Origin of the sequence: Phormidesmis priestleyi BC1401 (assembly GCF_001650195.1) — a bacterium.
In the GTDB taxonomy this organism is placed as follows: domain Bacteria; phylum Cyanobacteriota; class Cyanobacteriia; order Leptolyngbyales; family Leptolyngbyaceae; genus Phormidesmis_A; species Phormidesmis_A priestleyi_B.
In genome coordinates this window covers 1-17,120 of sequence record NZ_LXYR01000073.1, presented here as the reverse complement: position 1 = coordinate 17,120, position 17,120 = coordinate 1, and the positions used below count along the sequence as shown (strand labels likewise).

Annotated in this window: 13 protein-coding genes; 3 read left to right on the top strand and 10 right to left on the bottom strand. The window is 46.0% G+C overall.

The genetic code is table 11. From position 1 onward, the window contains the following. Positions 1 to 603: 603 nt before the first annotated feature. The 6 genes from A8707_RS23080 to A8707_RS23055 form a co-directional block, all read right to left on the bottom strand. The gene (locus A8707_RS23080; RefSeq protein WP_068819531.1) at positions 604 to 4,851 is read right to left on the bottom strand and encodes a helicase-related protein; all 4,248 of its coding nucleotides are present in this window, start codon (positions 4,849 to 4,851) and stop codon (positions 604 to 606) included. 222 nt (positions 4,852 to 5,073) lie between these two features. Continuing rightward, a complete protein-coding gene (locus A8707_RS23075; protein WP_068819530.1) occupies positions 5,074 to 5,313 on the bottom strand; it encodes a DUF4926 domain-containing protein in 240 nt (79 codons plus the stop codon). An 11-nt stretch (positions 5,314 to 5,324) separates the two neighbouring features. Next, positions 5,325 to 5,663 carry a DUF6883 domain-containing protein gene (locus tag A8707_RS23070; RefSeq protein WP_231948394.1) on the bottom strand — a complete coding sequence of 113 codons (339 nt, stop codon included), beginning with the start codon at positions 5,661 to 5,663 and terminating at the stop codon, positions 5,325 to 5,327. Between the two features lie 10 nt (positions 5,664 to 5,673). Beyond that, positions 5,674 to 8,970 carry a type ISP restriction/modification enzyme gene (locus tag A8707_RS23065; RefSeq protein WP_231948393.1) on the bottom strand — a complete coding sequence of 1,099 codons (3,297 nt, stop codon included), beginning with the start codon at positions 8,968 to 8,970 and terminating at the stop codon, positions 5,674 to 5,676. A gap of 243 nt (positions 8,971 to 9,213) precedes the next feature. Beyond that, positions 9,214 to 9,438 (bottom strand): helix-turn-helix domain-containing protein, encoded by a 225-nt coding sequence (locus tag A8707_RS23060; protein ID WP_231948390.1) that lies wholly within the window; start codon positions 9,436 to 9,438, stop codon positions 9,214 to 9,216. A gap of 362 nt (positions 9,439 to 9,800) precedes the next feature. After that, complete coding sequence (locus tag A8707_RS23055; protein ID WP_082906471.1) at positions 9,801 to 10,400, bottom strand: tyrosine-type recombinase/integrase; 600 nt, start codon at positions 10,398 to 10,400, stop codon at positions 9,801 to 9,803. Between the two features lie 428 nt (positions 10,401 to 10,828). Between A8707_RS23055 and A8707_RS23050 the strand changes: the two genes are divergently transcribed. The 3 genes from A8707_RS23050 (at position 10,829) to A8707_RS23035 (ending at position 13,592) form a co-directional block, all read left to right on the top strand. Continuing rightward, positions 10,829 to 11,425: a ParA family protein gene (locus A8707_RS23050; protein WP_068819527.1), complete on the top strand. Its 597-nt coding sequence runs from the start codon at positions 10,829 to 10,831 to the stop codon at positions 11,423 to 11,425. After that, positions 11,418 to 11,753 (top strand): hypothetical protein, encoded by a 336-nt coding sequence (locus A8707_RS29940; protein ID WP_231948389.1) that lies wholly within the window; start codon positions 11,418 to 11,420, stop codon positions 11,751 to 11,753. Before A8707_RS23050 ends, A8707_RS29940 begins: the two co-directional genes overlap by 8 nt. A gap of 1,344 nt (positions 11,754 to 13,097) precedes the next feature. Beyond that, positions 13,098 to 13,592 (top strand): Fis family transcriptional regulator, encoded by a 495-nt coding sequence (locus A8707_RS23035; protein ID WP_068819532.1) that lies wholly within the window; start codon positions 13,098 to 13,100, stop codon positions 13,590 to 13,592. A gap of 26 nt (positions 13,593 to 13,618) precedes the next feature. Here the strand turns inward: A8707_RS23035 and A8707_RS29325 are convergent, their stop codons facing one another. The 4 genes from A8707_RS29325 to A8707_RS28580 form a co-directional block, all read right to left on the bottom strand. Continuing rightward, on the bottom strand, positions 13,619 to 13,774 hold the full coding sequence (locus A8707_RS29325; protein WP_197484988.1) for a hypothetical protein: 156 nt from the start codon (positions 13,772 to 13,774) through the stop codon (positions 13,619 to 13,621). 28 nt (positions 13,775 to 13,802) lie between these two features. After that, on the bottom strand, positions 13,803 to 14,018 hold the full coding sequence (locus tag A8707_RS29320) for a hypothetical protein (RefSeq protein WP_197484987.1): 216 nt from the start codon (positions 14,016 to 14,018) through the stop codon (positions 13,803 to 13,805). 50 nt (positions 14,019 to 14,068) lie between these two features. Next, the gene (locus A8707_RS23025; protein ID WP_068819525.1) at positions 14,069 to 16,324 is read right to left on the bottom strand and encodes an NACHT domain-containing protein; all 2,256 of its coding nucleotides are present in this window, start codon (positions 16,322 to 16,324) and stop codon (positions 14,069 to 14,071) included. Positions 16,325 to 16,403: 79 nt separating this feature from the next. After that, complete coding sequence (locus A8707_RS28580) at positions 16,404 to 16,613, bottom strand: phospholipase D-like domain-containing protein (protein WP_156518830.1); 210 nt, start codon at positions 16,611 to 16,613, stop codon at positions 16,404 to 16,406. Positions 16,614 to 17,120: the final 507 nt, after the last annotated feature.

Below are 17,120 nucleotides of genomic sequence, written 5' to 3'. Positions count from 1 at the left end.
ATTTACTTGTCCGGTGTCCTAATCAGGCTAATATTGCCATCCCGCCCAAAACGTAAAGTTAGCCACACAGGCTATCGAAAGCTTGTGTAGATAGGGATCTGGAACACTGTTTGGGCTACAGAGCCTTTGAGAGTGCAAAAAGTCTACTTTCCGCACGATCTCTTGGTTGGGCTCTATAGCCATCAAATCAGCATCATTTCTAGTGCGATAACCCTTGCCAGAATCATGGTGCATTTAAATCAATATGGGCTAAGTTTTCGCACGATCAAGAACGCATAGCAAGGCAGCAAGTGGGAAGGGAGAAAGGCGCTGAAAAGACTAACCAGCAAAGGTTTCAATTCTACTTTTACAGTTAGGGCGGGGTGGGCAATATTAGTCAATCAGCTAGAAACCCGTATGGTTTTATCCTTGTAAGAAACCGCTTAAAACGACTTAAAGAGCTAGTTTATCGATCATGCGGTAGCTGGGAAAGCTCTCTAAGAGAGGATTTCAGTCTTAGCGTACGATTTTGTCCGAATTCCCCGTTTGCCCCATATAGTCCAAATTTCAGTCCTGTGGGTCCTTAGAATTGTTTTTTGCTCCAAATTTAAAACTACCCCTGATTCAAGCTCTCAACAACAGTGCAGAGATAGCAATAGAGAGCGTTGAAGCTTTAACCCCGTCACTTAGAATTAGGTTTTTCTCATCGGTATCTTTCACGAGTTCGGCAACAAAAACAGAGTTCTCCAATCCTGCTTTTGTCCCATCGGTGTAATCTCGTAAGAGCTTTTGAACTGATTTAATTCCTTTCCAGGCATTCAATTTTTTGAGGGTATCTTTCACCGTTTTACGATCGCATCCATCAGGCAAAGAATCCAACGTGCTGATACGCTGCTGAATCTTGTTGAGACGTTCAGACGTGATAGTGATGTTTTCAAGCGCTTCAAATTGAGCCAATTCAGACGATCGCTGCTGCTTTAGTTCTACTAGCTGGGTGTAGAGTTTCTGAGCTGATGTGCGGAGGTGTCTGGCTGAAAAGACATCTCCCGCTTCGGGAGTTTTAACCGCAGTGGAGAGCGCCATTCCATAGCCATCACGTTCCCCGGTCTGGTCGTTCCAGAACAATAATTCTTGACGATCTGAGATGACTTCGCCGTTGGGACCAAAATATTTCACTGTGAGCACAACCAATCCCGTTGGCTCCTCCTTTTCCCCGGTCTTCCGTCCCAGCGAGATCGGGTTGGCTTGGTAGTCATCTCCCATTATTTGCAACCGTTGGCTGATATCTTCGCTGAACACGATTTCCTGCTGGGTGTAAAGGTCACGCGATGTTTCTTGCTGGCGATAAAGCGTTTCTTGAAAGCTCTCCTGGGTCTGCCGTCTTGCTACGACTAAATCCCGAATGAAGCTGACATACCCTGGCAAAATCGTGTCGTCAAACAAGGTATCTCCATAAATGGAAGCACCCAAGTCATTCACATTCAGCACATCTTGAATCGTGCCATCATGCTCGGTCTGATTCTCACCAATCAACTTTTTGTTGAGGTTATCCAAGCGGCTCGCTTGCCGTAGCAGTTGGCTTTCGCTGTTGGCATAGTAGATGTTGAGGTTTTCGCAGGGGTGCTGTTTAGGGCGATCGATTCGACCAATGCGCTGTTCTAGCGTCATCGGGTTCCAGGGTAAATCGATGTTGATCAAATAGTCAGCATCTTGCAGGTTCTGTCCAACAGACAGCGTTTCAGACCCAATCAACACCATCACTTCTTCGGCTGGGCTAGGGCGTTCTGCTACAGTCTTGCAGTTTGCGGCTGGCGCGAATAGGCGAAACAAATCTTGGCGTTTGATGCCTGTGCGCTGCTTCCCGGCTCTGAGCGTGTTGTGCGGTGCAACTTGAATGACTCCCACGCCTGTAGTGGGGAAGTATCGCTTGGTTGAACCGATCGCCATGCCAATACCGCAACGGTCGATCGACTCGTCTTGAGCCATGTAACGGTAGTAGTCGGTTACGGTGTCAGAGAAAACAGAGATCAGCAAAACCTTCTTGCCTTGGCTCACCAATTCTCGAACCTTGCGAGTGACTTGCTCTCGTTTGTGGTCTTTGACAAACTCGTCTGCCAACAAGTCTTGAATCTCTTGCAGTTGCATCAAGTCATTGTCGCAAGCTAACCACATCAAGTTATAAATCCGTCGAGCTTCTACGGGGTCGGTCTGCAATCGCTCGATCGCCAGGTCAATAGTGCGGCGAAGTTGCTGCCGTTTTTCCTGCTGTTCAACTTGAGTTTCCTCCTCATCGTCCTCATCTTCTTCATAATCTTCGTTCCAAGCTTCCCGATCGTTGAGAGCGTCAGAATCGAACTGTTCTGGCTGGTCGGTCTCAAACTTGTAGTGAATTAAGAGGAACTGTTTTAGACCGTCCGCATCGATCGTGACATCGCCTAAGCGTGATTTCATCTGCTCAATCCGCCCTCGGAAATTGACGATCGTTTGACGCAGGGCATACATGCTTGACTCTGCCCGTTGCAGAAAAAAGCGACGCTGGTTTTGCAATAGCCCCCGCTGTTCTACACTGCCCGTCAGATAACGAACGGGGTCAGCGCACGGGATGTAGAGTTGAGTTTCAAACTGGGTGAAGATTTGCTCTAGCGCTTCTTCGGTGCTGGGTTCAAATTCAACGGGTAGCCACTCAGCCTGTCGTCTAGCGTAAACATTCAGATCGGGCATCGCATCCCGCAGCATCTGGCGCGTGCGTTGAAGAAATAGTTCCCGGTAGATACGCCGAAACAAGGTGGAGTCGTCGGTGAATTGCTCTACCCCAGTTTCACGATTTTGAAACCACTGCATCACTTCTGGCGGAAAACTCGCTTCCGTGAAGCCTTCCGGTCGAGTGAGGAAGGGCTGAAGAATGTTGTAAATGTCCTCTCGACGATTGTTCCAGGGGGTTGCCGTCAACAGCAAGAAGTGGCGTTGCCGACCAGAAGCATGATCGCGTTCTCGAATTTGCAGACAGAGTTTGTGGATTCGGTTCTTGTAGTTGCGGATGCCTTCGTGCGCCTCATCGATGATCACCAGGTCGGGGCCTCCATAGCGGTTGAAATCATCAATGAAGCCGTTCCCTTTCCGGCTCATCAGGTTTTTGTTGTAAAGCTCGTAGTCGGTTTCACTAAAACCGAGTTCGGTCATTTCGCGTTTCCAGTTATCGTGCAGCTTTCGGGCAGCGACGATCGCAACCTTGGCTTGCCCGTTTTGCTGGCGATAGAGTCGAGAGACGGCAGCCGCAAGGCGAGTTTTGCCTAAACCTACGGCATCCGCGCAGACAGAAATGCCAAAGTCTTGCATGACGCGCAAGCAGTGTTGAGCACCCGATTTTTGGTGTTCAAATAGCGTTCCTTGATTGACCAGTTCATCGAGCAAATCGCTCTGCTCAACTCGGAACTGGCGGGGACGCTGTTGGGCCAGCCAGTAGAGAAAATCATTGGGTGTGCCAGATTGCCCAGATAGAATCAGTTCAACGGCTTGCTGGAAGCCTTCAATTTCGTCGAAGTTCGGAAGTTCTTCAACTTGGCTGACTTGGGGTGGCTGCTTCGGTTGAGCGGTGTATTCTCCACCCGCATTGTCTTTGACTCGAAAGTCAGTGATGGGTTGTGGAGGATGATCGGGAGAAACGGTGAAGTCGGCTGTAATTTCTTCTGCGGTCTGTTCAGTGATGGTTACTTCTACCAGAGTGTTGTCTGGAATAGTAATGCTATCGACCTGATCGAGGTTGTCACCCGTGATTTTGACTTCGGTGGTTTCACCTGGGGGAAGCTCGGCAGGCGTGATTTGCTCGATGCGTGGCTGGTGACCTTCGGCGCGACGATCGTACTCTTGCAGGACTTGTTGTAAGAATTCCTGAGTCAAGTCGTAGGCAAAGTCTTGACGCTGCCACTCACTATCAAACTCCTGAATGCTTTGGTCAATGGTTTCTTGGTCAAGCTGCTCCCAGGAGTAAAGGAAGGTGACACTCTCAGCGTTGCGGGAATGAGCGGCACGAGTAAAGTTGTCAGAGCCTTCGTGCAGAATGTGGTTGTCGAGGCGATCGCTGAAAACCCCTGTTTTCTTGTGGTAGAGCGACCTCTGTTGGCTCATTTTGACGAGCTTGATTTCTAGAAACCCTAACCGCACCAATTCAGCGAGGATGTAAGTTCCGTTAAACGCACTCTCTTCCAGCCCTTGGAGAAACTCGTGCAGGGTGCGTTGAATAAATTGGGCACGATAGGCAGAATTGTGGAGTTTTTCGAGTTCTGCCACATCAGCGCGTTTAGTGAACCCTTGCCAGTCCATCAGCAGCCGGATTTGTCCTTCGGTCTGGACGATTGTTTGCAGGGGTTCTTCATAGAGTTTGAGAACGCCGCTATCGAAGTAAGCAGTTGATCGGCGGTAGACGCTGCTGCGTTCTAGCATCTGAGCCGTTACTTTGTTGTATGCCTCTAGCTGATCGGGGAGATTGTAGCGGCGTTTGATGCCTTTGATTTCTCGAAAGCTGCCACTGAGCAGGGCGGGTTCTTTGGTGGTGCGTTCTAGGGTGAGAAACTTCTCGATGATTTTGGGATTGCCAGTGCGAAGCAAAGCGGGTGAAGGTAGATCGCCTGCTTTACGAGGAATATAAATGTAGGTTCTGGCAGTTGCTGGGTCAATGCGAAGCACTTTGTGGGAAACCGCCTTATCTTTGAACCCTAGCAGAGAGACAATGTTTTTAAGGAATCCGCCTTTATCTGCATCGCGATGCTGAAAGGTAAGCCAATATTGACCTCCAACCCCTTTGATGGCGTTGCCTTGAGGCAAGTAGTAGGGGCGTTGCTGACGAGTCAGATTTTGAATGACGGCTTCGAGCATGATGAAGTGTACGCTTACTGAGTTTGCTGTTCTGCCAAGGTGATAAATTCGGCTGCTTGATCAATCAGGGTTTGCGCTTGAGTTGGAGAGACGTTGCCCTGACTTTGGTAGTCCCCTTAAAGGCGAATCTGCTCTGCTGTGATTAATCTGCGATGAAAGATGCCTTTACTTGATCGAGAATTTAGAAATAAGGCGCTATTCATCAACTAGAAAGCTTTTAAGTTAAGCGGCAACTGATGCAGGCTCATAGTGAAGTAGCATTAGTTGATTTTGAGGAATAGTCTCCATTGCGTAGGTCATTCCTTGAGCATCTGAAAAGTCAATGAGATAGGCTTCATCATTAAAAGTCATGACCACTGTTCCTACTTGCCCATGCTGAAGCAAAATAGGTTGCTGATTCTCTTTGTGAATAGCTCGGATATCGGATTTTAGGGCAACGATGTCATATTCTTTGAAGGTCATCTCCGCTCTCCTTATTTAGTGACAGGATAAGTGTTTGTCAATCTAGGGAAGTCTTCGTCAGCGCGAATAATCCAGCATGATATAACCAACGATTTCCCAACTTCGGTCGTCATCAAAAACTTAATATCGTACTGGGTTCCATAGTTGTCTTGTTTGTAGATGGTTGCCTCATGATTAATCGCAACCTCTAAAAGTGTGTCTTCTAGAATCTTCTTATTTTCTAATGTGATTCCTAATCGATTTTTGAATAGCGTTGCTTTATCTTTTCCTTTAGGGTGCTGCGAATTGAGAACATAGCGATCGAGCTTATCGCCTAGTTGAGCCTGATTGCCGTTGGGTAACTTGATCATAAAGTTCTTGCTACTCGATCGGGAACCCTGGAATCGCTTGGTCGATCGCTGTCATTAGTTTAATGGTTTCACTGAGGGCGACGACGATTTGCTGGTAGTGGGTGATGTCTTGGGGACTGAGGGTGCGTCCTTTGCGGTCTTTGAGCCATTTGGCACAGACGGGGTAGCCGCCGACATAAAAGTTCCAAACGGCTTGGGGGATGTCGGTGAAGCGATCGCCTTTTTTGTTGATGATCACGCTGAGGGTGTTGATCTCATATTTAGGATGGGCTGGATCGACGATGCAGTTGCCGCCTTGCTCAACAAACTGAGGCAATTGATTTTGCGCTAGGCTGGCGGATTTCATTAGGTGGAGGGCGACGAGTTGTTCACCGTAGGCGGCGAGTTGGCGAAATAGGGTGTCGTTGCGGGTGAGGGGAACGCGGGGAAAGTCGATTTTGAGGAATTCGGCGTAGCGGCTGCGGTAGGTGGGCGAGTGGAAGATGGCGTAGATGTAGTAGAAGATGGCTTCGGGGGTGGGAGTGTAGCCGAGTTTGGCGGTGATGTCGTTGAGGAAGGGTTGGCAGAGGTTAGGGCGACGGGTAATGCCAAGTGCTTTCTCGGATTCTGCTTCAGGGTATAGATGTAGTGGAATTGTGTAACCACGTTCTCGGCTCTTGTTCGATACGTAGCAATCATCGGTTAGTTGATTAGTTGCAAGAATATGCTGCCAAGACTCACTAACAGTTTGTCTACAAACATGAAAGGCTAAATTCTCTCCAGCAAGCATGTGCCCCATCACTTCGCCACGCGACCAGTCAACCATCCATTCGGTGTAGTAAAGCTTTCGATAATCAAATGGTCGATATGAACAAGAAACAACTCGCTTTTCCCAATCTGGATCAGATTGCACTTTTCTTCGAGCTTCTGGGAGCTTCCATCCTCGTGTATCTCCATCAGGGTACTTTGATGAACCTTTTCCCCAAAAATACTTTTCACGAGTAGCCACATCTGACAATGTTGGATTAGCAAATTCCTGAATTCGTTGTAGTAGGGAATCTCGATCAAAGTCAAGAACAAAGTGATCTCGTGCCGTAACAATACCTGTACTGTTTACAGGAAAAATATCGGTCAGTTTCCAGCCTTGCTCATATTCAGTCAAATATTGAGTGTCTTGTGGAACAAAGAGATAAAACGGGGATTGCGGAGCAAGAGTTTCCCAGTGAGTTGTCTCAACGTCGTTGTCCTCAAGCCAACGATACTTAGCTTCTTGGCTTCCCCATACATCTGAATGATGAATTGTAGCTGGTGTCTTATTTCCATTTAGACGTTTTACAAAAACACCAATAGCTACGCCTTGCTGAATATTAAAAACATTCGCGTCTTTTGTGCCATCAGGAGACGATTCTTTTTTCTTGACATTTCCGTGTAGATCTAACACATAGATATCATCGAAAGTTTCCATCAAACTTTGGCGCATTCCTCGGAATGTTGGATTGTCCAGATATCCATGATTAGTAATGAAAGCTAAAACTCCATATCCCGTCTGCTCAATTCGCCACTGACCAAACCGAATAAATTTTACATAATCATCATTCAGCCAGTGCTTCCGTTCATTCAAAGGTTTCCCATCCACTTCAAAGTAGCTCTGAGTTGGTTGATGATTAAGGATATCTTTACCACGAAGGAGTTCATGAATCCAATTTCCTGTGTTTTCAGACACACCGGAATAAGGAGGATTGCCTAGAATCACCATTACAGGAGCTTTTTCTTTGACTGCATTTGCAGCATTCGCTTCATCTCTAAACCAACTGTCATATCCATCAGCAGACGGAATTTGAAATGCCTCTTGTAATGTGTTGGTTAAAAAGACCCGTAGCCGCTCAGGAGTATTAAACTTGTATCCTGACTCAAGAAGCTGTAATCCTAACTTCATATGAGCGACAGCATAAGGAGCCATCAACAATTCAAAGCCAAGTAGTCGAGGTAGAAGGTCTTTTGCAACGTAATCTGACCAATCAGCAGAATTGTGATCAAATGACCTATAGATATGATCAATTACGCCATGCAGAAATGTTCCTGTACCTGCGGCAACATCTGTTATGAGAACTTTGTGAGTCTCACGACTTTCTTTGCTATTTGCCTGTCCATACTGAATTTTTGAAGCATCTGCAAGTCCATCAGCTAGACTAAAGTCCTTACGAAGGATGTAATCAACCGATTTCACCATATAAGACACGATAGACTCAGGCGTATAGTAGACACCGCGCCGTTCCCGCATCTCTTGTTTGTAAGCATCTAAAAAGCTTTCATAAAAGTGAATGACAATATCTTTCCGGTTCTGCTTCTCCCGGAAGTCTTGCAAAATCACATCCATCTTCGCCGCCCGCAGAATGGTGAAAATCTCCGCGATCGCCCCAATCAACTCATCGCCCAACTCATCCGACGATCGCTCCGACACATCCTGAAACAACCGACGCAAAAACGGGTTTGTCTCCGGCAACTGCTGCCAAGCCGACTCACGATCGAACAGCGTCTCTTTTGGGTTGCCCTGACGCTGATCTTGCACATAGCTAAAGACTCGCGCCGTAAACAACGAGTAAGCGATCGTCTGAGCATAAATATCCGAAAAGCTATAATCCTTCTCGTTCTCAGATGCTAACCGCAGCGACGGCAACAACTCGTCCTGAAAACTCTTCAACAACTTATGCAAATAGCCTTCGTTACCTTGACTCGCCGGATAGCGATGCTCCTCACTCTTATAAACCTTCGGGATAATCTGCTCAATCCGTCGCGCTGCCTCCGCCAACAAATGCGCCAGATCCTTCGCCGTTTTAATCGGTTGATAAAACGCCCGCTCCACCAACGGAATCGAAATCAGCGCCTTGGTCGCGATCGGCAACTCACCTTGTCTCAAACGGTTTAACCGCGTCTCTAGCTCCGCAGAACCCCAAGCAAACGTCTGAATATTGCGTTGTCTCAGTCCGCCCTCAGTCGGCAACACCAACGGCACTCGCCCAGCCCCATCCTCAGTCGGCAGCAGCAGATACACCACTGGTTTGTTTTCCACACTGCGATTGAGATAGTGACCATAAATCTTCTGCTGCCACTCTTTTGACGTTAAAAGGCGCTGAATCTCTCGTTCATCGGTTAAGTCATTTAACTCAGAGAAAAAACCGACGGAGATCGGGGCAGTCTCTTCTGCATCCGCCTCACTCTCACCTGGATGCAGATACCAAAAATCAGAGCCTTGTGGGTCACGCTTCTTAAGGGGATAAAGTAGCCTCTCTCTGAGCGCCTCAACCCGGCTTTCTTTTTCTACGATCATTTTGATACCAGCGACTTCCCCGACCATGTAAGCTCCAAACAATTAAATAAACTTGCAGGTGAATGTGCAAAGTAAGTTGTCACCATTGCTGCAAACAATGAAGCGATACGGACAATTAGAACGTGATTAAACTTCTGATTGAGTTGCTAAAAGCTGACCGATAAGATGAGAAACAACATTAGAAATTGATGTTGCTTACTAATCAAATCTTTGAGAATTTAAGCAGCTAATTCAATAGAATCTTTAGCGGTAGAAATATTTAGCAAGCAAATCTTCTGCCCCTTCTGTCTGCTCGACAGTAGTGCGGATAAGCTTTAACGCGATCGGGGAAGGTTTAACCTTACGATTTTCCCAGCGATTTACAGTGATGCAAGTAAAACCTAAATGGGCGGCTAGTTGTTCCTGTGTCAGCCCCAATCGCTGGCGCAGATGCACAATCAACTCAGCCATATCTTGAGTTTCATTCACGCTCTTTAACTTTTAGCAAGTAACAAGTGATACATCACATGTAAACACTGAAGTCCTTGTGTCGTCACCCGTAAATACACATTCTTGCTTCATCTTTACTCAAATAAAGTTTCCGAGTTTATCCGGAGGACGCATAAATGTAATGAACTGGCTCAATCAAAGAGTAAAAATCTTAACAACAACTGCCCGTTAAATTACAGAGTTGTCTTGCATAAGAAGCATAGTCGGCTGCTGGCACTGACTAGGGAGCATCGTTACTGCATCAAAAGCACTGTTTCGGTAGCTCCAAGCGATTACCTGTCAGCAGTGGTAAGTACATAGTCAAGCTGGTTTGGAATGATTTTAGTCTGCAAGACTTCAACTTACAGGCAGTTTACTGCCTCGCCCAATCGAGACTCTGACACCTCTAAATAGTGACTCAGTCCGTCTAACGATTTGTGCCCACTGATGCGCTGAATCTCTTCTAAGAGAAACCCGGCTTCTCTCATGCGATTGATGGCAGTGCGCCGAAATGAATGAGTCGAGACGTGATGAAGCTCTAGGCGATCGCACACTTCTTTAAAGATATGGCTGGCTGAAACGGGATTGATGTGTCCTCTCCCGTGACGACCGGGGAAGAGATAGAGTCCTTTCTGGGGCACCTCATACGCCTCTAGCAGCACTCTCAAATTGGGTGACACCTTCACCGATTTCTGACCGTACTCGCCTTTCGTCGTTTCGGATCTAAACACAATTTCAGCTTTCACTTTGCCACTGGGCAGAAACACATCGCTGATCTTCATCTGGCAGACTTCGCTAATTCTGGCAGCCGTGTAGCGACACAACCCAAACAGCGCCCGATCGCGAAAGGATTGGAATCCTTCATCGCCAAACATCCGCTCTAAGTCTGCCTGACTAATGACGGCTGCCTTACCCTGCGGTTTAGTGTCTTTGTGGGTCGTGCGGATATATTTGCTCATCATCTAACCCGGTTCTACCTTCCAACTCTACCTAAATTTCTCCAATTAATTTATCTAGACCCCTCAAAGCATTGATTTCTCGTAGTCTGCTCCGCTCGGTTCATCCAGCAGGACGGATGTGCGATTTGACTTATCAATCAAATCTTCTTAGAAAGGGCTGAAAGCCGCATACGGTCGTTCCTCAGCTCGTGACTGATAAGTTTGAATTATGCATGAACCCTATAGATAGGTTTACGTCGAAACGTATAGGTGACTTTGGCACATCAGTGCTGAACGGCTGCTTAGCTAATTAATCAGTTAATCAGTTAAGCGATTAACCAGTTAATCAAATGGTCGTTTTGCAACATTCTGGTAAATTGGAGCCAGATAAGCGGTACAACGCTTATCTGGCTAATCACTTAATCGCTTAATCACTTAACCAGTAAATTATTATGATTGTAACTCTCGCCTCATTTAAAGGGGGCGTAGGAAAAACTACCAGCGCTGTACATCTTGCCTGCTATCTCTCAAAGTTAGGAAGCTGCCTCGTTGTAGACGGAGATCCAAACCGTTCAGCAACTAGTTGGAGTAAACGCGGCAACCTGCCTTTTAAGGCTGTAGATCTGGTCGCAGCACCCAAGTACGCCCGTCAATTTGAGCACACCGTTATCGATACAGCCGCACGACCCAGTGAAGACGATTTAGAAGCGCTAGTAGATGGGTGCGATTTGCTTATCTTGCCGACTTCTCCTGACGCTTTGAGCATGGAAGCCCTGCTGAAGACCGTTTCCCTGCTTAAGCGCTTAGGCAGCGATCGCTATCGAATTTTGCTCACTCTCGTTCCACCTGCTCCCCGCCAAACGGGACACCAGGCAAGAGAGGCTTTAATAGAGCAAAAATTACCGCTGTTCACTCAGTCAATCCGCAGGTTTGCCGCCTACGAAAAAGCAGCACTAGAGGGTAAACCTGTTTATGCAACAGGCGATCGTAATGGACGAATTGCATGGCGGGAGTATCAAGCTGTTGGAGAGGAATTGACTCATGGCTAAACCGAATGACAAACCAAACCCTTTTCGCTCTTTTCTAGTAGAAACAGAAGCGGAACCAGCGGACGCTCAAGCGGCTGAGCCACAGGCTGATGTTTTAGTGCAACAGGCAATGCCTCCACCAATTTCTCAACCCGCGTCAACCGAACTGCAAATTCCACCTCGCAAAAGAGGGAGGCAGACAGGCAAACGTAGCAATCCAGACTATATACAGGTAGGAGCTTATATCCCGAAAACGGTTGATAGAGACGTGAAGCGAAAACTGTTAGACGAGGATATGGATTTCTCTGACCTAGTAACGAAGCTGCTGCAAGACTGGTTAATCGATTAATCAATTAACCGGTTAATCGATTAATCGGTTAATTGATTAATCGATTAACCTTCATCTGAGTTGCTTTCAAACAACCACTTCAAAAGCCTATCGCTTGTTGGTTTGGTGCTCTACAACTGTAGAGATGGACTAATCTTGGTCTGAATGGTGTTTTTGTAGTACGCTGTAACGTCCAAAGCTCGTGAGACTGATGGACGATCGCACAGAGCCAGAAAATGAGTTACTCGCCTGACTCCGCAATGCTTACAGGGCTGTCTCATTTCCTGGGACTTCTGCAAAAACCGCAGAAATTCAGCTAGTTTTCAAGGCTTTTAGCCGTTATCTTGAACGAGAAATCAAAGCTTTCAGCCTACAGCCCATCGGCTGTATAGTCTAAATTTAGTCCTGCGGATTCTTAGAGTTGTTTTTTGTTTCCAATCTAAAAACACCTCAGAACTAAAGAATTCTGCATAGTAGTTCGTCTGTAATTTACTAGCGGTACTAAAATATCACTAGACAGGTAAAAACGACAGTCAACTTGTCATTACGATCGCTTTTGGTCGTCTCCTTCTAAATATTGGCTATCCTCAATCTCAGCCTTTCTTCATTGAGGTCAGTTCGGTGGAAGCCGCCGCAAGTGTTTAAGCGTTTTGTTCTAACTCTCTAGCTTGGAATGCCAACGATCGCCCTTTTTGCTTCAACGATCGAGCTTGGAACTCCAACGATCGTCCTTTTTGGACCAGCGGGCGCATTTGAACAGAAAGTTACGGTTTTGGCTAGAATCTTTATCTCGCAGTACTTTCATCTAAAGGCAATAGCTAGAAAAACGACCGTTTTCTTTGTGCCGAGCTTTGTGACACTATGAGGTCTTGATCAGCACAAGAAAACTTATCAAGCAAGCAAAATCAGGTTATATGGTCAGCTCTAATTTTTCTAACACATTGAAACCGTAACTTTCTGTTCAAATGCGCCCGCTGGTCCAAAAAGGTTCCTTGTGGAGTGAACTGTCCCATCTTGAGCCATAAATGGGGCAGTCTGAATCCAGCGCAACGATTTTGCGCCATTACAGGCTTCTCAGCAGTGATCGACCAAACCTCGTAAATGAGACAGTTCACTCTAACTGCTCACTAACGACCAGAATTTTTCCGCTGCTAAAACTAAGCCGTTAAGTAATGTTTCGCCAGCAGTATCAAAAGCTTGGAAGAGCCCATTTAATTTGACACTGTACATTCGGTGATGCAGGTTGCCCGTACTAGCAGTAGATTAAAATTTGCATGTAGGCTAGTGAAAACTGCGTAAGCAATGATTCTTGAAAGGTGCAAATTAGCAGCTTTACCAAAAAACGTTACTTCAGGAGTCAACTCAATGGAACCTTTTTCTGTGATCGCTGGCGTTGTCACAACTATTGTTTTACCCAAAATCTTGGAGAAAGCAAGTGAGGAAATTGGTAAAAAGGTTGGTGAAAAAGCAGTTGAGAGAAGTAGTGAAACTCTTCAACTGGTCAAGAAAACAGTGCAAAACAAACTTGAGAAAGCAGGAACGGCAGGCCTCTTAAAAAGGGCAGAGGAGAAGCCAACAGAGCAGAATGTGCAGACTCTACAAGGCGAACTTGTCAATCAAATGGAGGAGGATAAGGAATTTGCAACTCAACTTCAACAACTGATTGACCAAATTCAGGCTCAGTCGCCCTCCTTGCAGGTCGTTTTGGATACCGTGAGAATCAGAGGCAGCGTAGAAGTTGGAGCTATTGAGCAAGTGAGCGAAGGCGGTTCTGCTGAGCAGGTTGTAGGTCGTAATTTAGGAGTGGGGGGCGATTTTAAGATGGGAGATATTACCCAAAAGATTCAAAGAAATCAGTAAGCCACTCAGCAACTTGAGCCTGATTCCTAATCCCACAATTGCATTAACGTCTCAATCGGCAAATTGTTGGCAATCTCAGCTACAGTGATTTTGGCATTTTCGACGACGGTGTTGCCCGTAATCGTATTGTGCATTGCCTCAAGCTTCAATTCTGCTGTGATGGTGTCTTCGTATTGCAACATCACATGATATTACTTCTTGGTCAGTTCTTCAGATTCTGATCGCTCTACTGCATCCCATTTCGATCTCTTGCTCCTCCTCCATCTGCCGATAATGCTCGGCTAATTGTTCTAGAGCGATCGCATGTTCCTTCGTTTGACCGTAGTACCAGATTTCATTATTAAATTCATCATTAAGAGATGACAACTCGCAGATGTACTGCCCATTACTCTGAGATGGCAATGTAATTGAGATCGTTCTAGTCATCTGCTCAGGGTTCGCTTCAGTAATAGCAGCTTCACTTTTCAAGTATCTCTTTAATCTAATTTTTCACGTTGGCATTTTTCAACTTCAGCGATCGGTAATAGTAATGTCTCCTCAATTTCGTTTCTTATATTACTACTTAATGCACAATCGCTATTCATACAGTCAACTAATAACAAGTTCGCACTGTAATATTGTTCTAGTAATGTTTTTTGACACGAATTAAACTCCCAGTTATGACCAATATTACGGTAATTAAGTGTAATCTTCCTCAATTCTCTCTTTGTAGCTTCCCGGTCTTTCTCTGTAGTTTCCCAGCGCCACCCGCGAAGAGAACTCCATTCTCCTAACACCCTTTTCTTCTCATAAAAATGTTTGTATTGAGGCATAATGTATATCTCTTCTAAGGAATGTCTCAGTTCTGAGTCAATTAATTCATCTAGCCCATGTCCAAAAATATAATGTGGGCTTGTGAGAAGAATATCGAGAAATAGATCAAAAGTGAGTCCTTTGTACAAGGTCATAATTAAACCTTGCTCAAGATCAAGAGTTAGCCACTTAGTAATATCACTATCAAGACCACAAGCAAGCCTAAAGTAGATGATGTTTGAATCTAATTCAAAGCTGAAATTGAAGTAAAGCTCAAGGCTATAGTAAAAAGCTCTGGTGGCTGACGATTTGTATTGAGTTTTAACAGAACGAGATTTTTCCAATTGCCAGACCAAGAAATCCTGAATCTTGCTTTCGCTAGAAATGATCATATCAACTTGATATTTCATTAGAGTTAACAAAACATCGAAACTTGGTAGTATCTCTGCTACTGATAGAAATACTTCTCGCCATTCTGCTCTACTAATCGTCTTGACAAGATCAGCCCAGCTTGTGCAGCTATAGAAATACTTTGCAGCCAAATACTCTTGGAAAGTTAGATGTGAAAATGACCAAACTTTCTGGCTGCGCTCAATTAACAACCCATGCTGAGACTCGATCGCTCTCAATACAAATCTACTCTCTCGCTGCCCAATACATAAAAACTCCCCAATAAAGCCTTCAACTTCTTCTTGCTCAAACAGCACATACTGCGCCTTCTCAAACTTCTTCACCGCTAGATAGCTTAATAGTTCTAGCTTACGCTCCACTGACAAATCTCGATAAATCTCATCTCGCTCAATCTCTCGCGATTTGTCCCACTGCTCCAGTAGCAATTCCAATCCTTCCTCATAGAGCTTTGATCTCTTCGAGTAAAACTTCCCCGCCTGGTGGAATACTGCACAGGTCAAACTCAGTAAGATTGGAGTAATTGCCAATTCTCTAATCGGTTTGTTTTCTTCCTGAAATAGCTGCTTCAAAAACCTTCTCGATTTTGCCAATCCTGCGACCTCGTCCTGCAACACGGCTTTAAACCAGTGTGCGGCGAACGATCTCACCTGTGATTCATTGAAATCTGCCACTTCTACATAATCAAACCGCTCAAACCGCGATTCCTGGCTCTGCGTTCGACAGGTCACTACCATCTGTACTCGTGGGTAGTCACGGGAAAACTGCTTGATTTGCTTGGTAATGGTCTTTCCATCTTTCCCCGTCACCTCATCTAAACCATCAAGCAGCACCAGTGACCTCCCCTGCTTCAACACGAGTTGAGTTTCTGCTGCTGATAACTGCCAATGCTGCGTCAAATATTGCTTTAGTAAGTAGGAAAGCGAGCGCCCATCCTCCACAAAATCTCGCAGCCTGATCAAAACTGGAATTCTGCTGGCTTGGAGATTCCCCGCATTGCACTCCGTTACGACTCGCATCAAATAGGTCGTCTTCCCCGAACCCGGTTTACCCACTACCATCAGGTTGATATTCCTATCCAGCGCCTCCAATCCCGTCATCCGGCGCTGCTCTTTACCTAAACCAATTCGATCCAAACTGCGGTAGCTGGAATAGCTCTCCCTCCCTGCTGTGAAATCCTGCCACAGGTCATCCAACTCCGACCTGCGGCTACTGCTCAACTCCCCCAAAAGGTTGACATCCACAAACAAATCACTCAAGGGCACCCAATGATCCACGCCCCAAAGTGGCATTGTGCCATGTAGGCGTTGAATGTCATCATGAAAGCGAGATCGGACGTGTTGGACTAGCTGATCCACTGATCGTTTTGGATCTGGTTCTTGAGGTTGAGTATTGCTGTCGTTTTTAATGGTGAGATTAACATCACCTTGGAAAATTACATCCCTACCTACCTGACTACCCTGAAGAATACTTTGTGAGGTTGGTGTAGTGAGCAATTGAGGTGGTTCTTGGGAAGCTTCGTGCTCGCTCATGTGTTTAGGCTTCTCAGGGAATTCCCGATATCTAGCATATTGTGTGAAACATCAGCAAATAGCAAAGCGCACTAGTAGCCTACAGCGATTCCTGAATCAAGTCCGCAATCTCCTCTCTAATTTCCTCGATCACCACTGCTTCAGAGAGGCGTACACTGGTTTCGCGGCGGATTTGTGCCTCTTCAGTAATTTTTTGCTGCTGGCAAGTAGAGAGGTAAACATGGGAAAGCCAGTTCCAACTTCCGACAACCGCAAACTTGTTATCGGGGCAAACGGGGAATTCGGACAAAATCGTACGCTAAGACTGAAATCCTCTCTTAGAGAGCTTTCCCAGCTACCGCATGATCGATAAACTAGCTCTTTAAGTCGTTTTAAGCGGTTTCTTACAAGGATAAAACCATACGGGTTTCTAGCTGATTGACTAATATTGCCCACCCCGCCCTAACTGTAAAAGTAGAATTGAAACCTTTGCTGGTTAGTCTTTTCAGCGCCTTTCTCCCTTCCCACTTGCTGCCTTGCTATGCGTTCTTAATCGTGCGAAAACTTAGCCCATATTGCTTTAAATGCACCATGATTCTGGCAAGGGTTATCGCACTAGAAATGATGCTGATTTGATGGCTATAAGCCCAACCAAGAGATCGTGCGGAAAGTAGACTTTTTGCACTCTCAAAGGCTCTGTAGCCCAAACAGTGTTCCAGCTCCCTATCTACACAAGCTTTCGATAGCCTGTGTGGCTAACTTTACGTTTTGGGCGGGATGGCAATATTAGCCTGATTAGGACACCGGACAAGTAAAT